The organism is Halomonas sp. SIMBA_159, assembly GCF_046536035.1.
In the GTDB taxonomy this organism is placed as follows: domain Bacteria; phylum Pseudomonadota; class Gammaproteobacteria; order Pseudomonadales; family Halomonadaceae; genus Vreelandella; species Vreelandella venusta_A.
Genome location: NZ_JAWJBT010000889.1, coordinates 1 through 260 on the forward strand (window position 1 = coordinate 1; position 260 = coordinate 260).

Genomic DNA, 260 nt, shown 5'->3' on the forward strand with positions numbered 1-260 from the left:
GTGGTCAGGAAGCGCTGTCGCTGCATTGTCGCGCGCCCGGTCAGGCAGTGCCGATGGTCAATGGCCGCGACATGCAGGACATCATAGGTCAGCAGCAGGGCAAAAGGGCGCTGGAGATCGCCGCGGCAGGCGGTCACAATTTGTTGTTTGTCGGCCCGCCCGGTACCGGCAAGACCATGCTGGCCTCGCGGTTGTGCGATTTGCTGCCGGAGATGGATGTCGAGGAAGCGCTGGAAACCGCCGCCATTACTTCCCTGACC

General features: G+C 63.1%; 1 protein-coding gene. It reads left to right on the top strand.

Features of this window, described 5'->3' with window-relative positions; translation table 11 throughout:
* Positions 1 to 260, top strand: a 260-nt coding sequence (locus R0J87_RS21810) for an ATP-binding protein (RefSeq protein WP_498888919.1), incomplete at both ends; no start/stop codon positions are given.